4 protein-coding genes and 1 pseudogene are annotated in these 3,408 nt (G+C 59.4%); 2 read left to right on the top strand and 3 right to left on the bottom strand.

Translation table 11 applies throughout. The annotated features are described in order from the left end of the window. A partial coding sequence (locus AC1DLB_RS28405; protein WP_477786129.1) for a gamma-glutamyl-gamma-aminobutyrate hydrolase family protein occupies positions 1–315 on the bottom strand: 315 nt, incomplete at its 3' end. Between the two features lie 278 nt (positions 316–593). Here AC1DLB_RS28405 and AC1DLB_RS28400 point away from each other — a divergent pair. Beyond that, a pseudogene (locus AC1DLB_RS28400) lies at positions 594–1,805 on the top strand (glutamine synthetase family protein); the annotation flags it as partial. Between the two features lie 105 nt (positions 1,806–1,910). Beyond that, positions 1,911–2,546: a TetR/AcrR family transcriptional regulator gene (locus AC1DLB_RS28395; RefSeq protein WP_064621024.1), complete on the top strand. Its 636-nt coding sequence runs from the start codon at positions 1,911–1,913 to the stop codon at positions 2,544–2,546. Positions 2,547–2,641: 95 nt separating this feature from the next. Here AC1DLB_RS28395 and AC1DLB_RS28390 read toward each other — a convergent pair whose 3' ends face one another. Both AC1DLB_RS28390 and AC1DLB_RS28385 read right to left on the bottom strand, forming a co-directional pair. Continuing rightward, entirely contained in the window at positions 2,642–2,857 is a 216-nt protein-coding gene (locus AC1DLB_RS28390) for a TOBE domain-containing protein (protein ID WP_003229256.1), read from the bottom strand. A gap of 34 nt (positions 2,858–2,891) precedes the next feature. Beyond that, a partial coding sequence (locus AC1DLB_RS28385) for an ATP-binding cassette domain-containing protein (RefSeq protein WP_477786128.1) occupies positions 2,892–3,408 on the bottom strand: 517 nt, incomplete at its 5' end.

The following is a 3,408-nucleotide window of genomic DNA, read 5'->3' as shown; positions in this document are numbered from 1 at the left end:
AGCCTCGACAGCGGCGCGGATCAGCGGGAGAGTGGTGGCATCGCGTGCAGAATCATGAGCAGTACCCGGCGCGCTGGCCGGGCCGTTGTAGTGAAACGGTTCTATATTAGAAGGAGAGCCTGTAAAAAGAATGCCGTCCAGAGCGTCCAGAATATCGGACGGCGCCAGTCGATCTGCCAGGGATGGAAGAATCAACGGCAGGCCTTTGGCAGCTGAAGCCACGGCGCGTACGTATTTGTCGCCACTGATGTGATAAGCATGCAGACCGATCTGCTTTGAGCAGGCGGTGACGCCGATTAACGGCAGGCGAGACATGAAGCACCCCGGTATTATTGCTGTTATGGGTTTGAATCGAGCTTAGCCTTGTTCATTTTTTTACACAACACCCCCGTAAAAAATACAACACGGCCCGCTCAAGCCCGCGGGAGCCAAGACGTCAGAAGACAAAAATACGCCCCAAAGTGCCTCAAAAAAGCCTTGCGAGCGCTTTTTTAGGGCAAAAAAGGCCTCGCTTGACTTCGGCATGCCGTTCGGGTTGACTGGAATCTGAAAAGATCAATGATTGATATTTTTAACAACAAAGGTGTTGCATCATGTCGGTACCCCCGCGTGCCGTTCAGCTTAACGAAGCGAACGCGTTCCTTAAGGAACATCCTGAGGTTCTGTACGTTGACCTTCTGATTGCGGATATGAATGGTGTGGTGCGCGGCAAGCGCATCGAACGCACCAGCCTCCACAAGGTTTACGAGAAAGGCATCAACCTGCCGGCCTCTCTATTTGCTCTGGATATCAATGGCTCGACGGTGGAAAGCACCGGCCTGGGCCTGGACATCGGCGATGCTGACCGAATCTGCTATCCAATCCCCGACACCCTGTGCAATGAGCCCTGGCAGAAGCGCCCGACTGCGCAACTGTTAATGACCATGCACGAACTCGAAGGTGAACCATTCTTCGCCGACCCGCGCGAAGTCCTGCGTCAAGTGGTGACCAAGTTCGATGAGATGGGCCTGACCATCTGCGCCGCGTTCGAACTGGAGTTCTACCTGATCGACCAGGAAAACGTGAACGGTCGCCCGCAACCGCCGCGCTCGCCGATCTCCGGCAAACGTCCGCACTCGACCCAGGTCTACCTGATCGACGATCTGGATGAATATGTCGACTGCCTCCAGGACATTCTGGAAGGTGCGAAAGAGCAAGGCATCCCTGCCGACGCGATCGTCAAGGAAAGCGCCCCGGCGCAGTTCGAAGTGAACCTGCACCACGTGGCCGACCCTATAAAGGCCTGCGACTACGCGGTGCTGCTCAAGCGTCTGATCAAAAACATCGCCTACGACCATGAGATGGACACCACCTTCATGGCCAAGCCATATCCAGGCCAGGCGGGTAATGGTCTGCACGTCCACATCTCGATTCTTGATAAAGATGGCAAAAACATTTTTGCCAGCGAGGATCCCGAGCAGAACGCCGCACTGCGTCACGCGATCGGCGGTGTGCTCGAGACCCTGCCGGCGCAGATGGCTTTCCTCTGCCCGAACGTCAACTCCTACCGTCGTTTCGGCGCGCAGTTCTACGTGCCGAACTCGCCGTGCTGGGGCCTGGACAACCGCACCGTGGCGATTCGCGTACCAACCGGCTCCTCCGATGCCGTGCGCATTGAACACCGTGTGGCTGGCGCCGATGCCAACCCGTACCTGCTGATGGCCTCGGTCCTGGCCGGCGTGCACCACGGCCTGGTCAACAAGATCGAGCCGGGCGCGCCCGTGGAAGGCAACAGCTACGAGGCAAGCCTCGCTCCTACAAGCCCATGTCGATCGGCGCCCCTGTAGGAGCGAGGCTTGCCCGCGAAAGCGTCCTGGCAGACAACAAAGAAACCTGCTCGTACAATGCCCGCTGCCCTGCAGGAGACTTCAATGACCCGACTCGCCACCCCACGCAAACCCCGCGCACGCAGCCAGGCCCGGATCGATTCGATACTCGATGCCGCCCGCACGCTGCTGGCCGCCGAGGGCGTGGCCAGTCTGTCGATCTACAGCGTCGCTGAACGCGCAGAGATCCCGCCCTCCTCCGTCTACCACTTTTTCGCCAGCGTCCCGGCCCTGCTCGAAGCCCTGACCGCCGACGTCCACGCCGCGTTCCGTGCTTGCCTGCAAGCGCCCATCGACCACCACGCCCTCAACGGCTGGCGCGATCTGTCGCGACTGGTGGAGCAACGCATGCTCGACATCTACGACGAAGACGCCGCTGCCCGCCAACTCATCCTCGCCCAGCACGGCCTGACCGAAGTCACCCAGGCTGACCGCCAGCACGACATCGAACTCGGCGACCTGATGCACAAACTGTTCGACCATCACTTCGAGCTGCCAAAGCTGCCGACAGATGTCGATGTGTTTGCCCTGGCCATGGAGCTGGGAGATCGAGTGTATGCGCGCTCGGTGCAGCAACATGGGCAGATCACACCGCGCATGGCTGAAGAAGGGATGCGGGTGTTTGATGCCTACCTCGGGCTGTATTTGCCGCCGTACCTGCCCAAGCGCGTAGCGCTTTAAAAGATCGCGGCCTTCGAATACACCACCACTACCACTGCACGCATAAAAAACCCCGAAGGGCTCACACCCTCCGGGGTTGTTGTTGGCGCACGCACTTACAACTTGGCGATCGACACCTCGGTGGATTTCACAAACGCGATCACTTCGCTGCCGACCACCAGTTCCAGCTCTTTCACCGAACGAGTGGTAATCACCGAAGTGACGATGCCGGAGGCAGTCTGCACGTCGATTTCCGAGAGGACGTCGCCGAGCACGATTTCCTTGATCGAGCCTTTGAACTGGTTACGAACGTTGATGGCTTTGATAGTCATGATGTTGATTCCTGTCGTTGGATGAGTTTTAACGTTATTGAGCCCAGCGCAATTGCGTGGGCAATGGTGAAACAGGTTCCGGTTCCGGCGGTTGGCCGGGTACCGACAGCACGCGGTTGAGCACTTCGGTTTCCAGCGCCGCCAGCCGATGGGAGCCGCGAACCCGAGGGCGCGGCAATTCCACTGCCAGGTCGAGGCCGACTTCGCCCTCTTCAATCAGAATCACCCGATCGGCAATCGCCACCGCCTCACTGACGTCGTGGGTCACCAGCAACACGGTGAAACCGTGCTTCTGCCAGAGCCGTTCAATCAGTTGCTGCATTTCAATACGGGTCAGGGCATCCAGTGCGCCCAGCGGTTCGTCGAGCAACAGCAGGCGCGGTTGATGGATCAGCGCGCGGGCCAGGGCCACGCGTTGCTTCTGGCCACCGGACAGTGCCGCCGGCCATTCGTGGGCGCGGTCCGCCAGGCCGACCGACTCCAACGCTTCCAGTGCTTGCGGCCGCCAGTTGCCCTTGAGCCCGAGACCGACGTTGTCGATGACCTTCTTC

This window comes from Pseudomonas sp. 05N434, from assembly GCF_056396965.1.
Note: the sequence above shows the minus strand (reverse complement) of the source record. Positions and strands in the feature narration are given on the sequence as shown.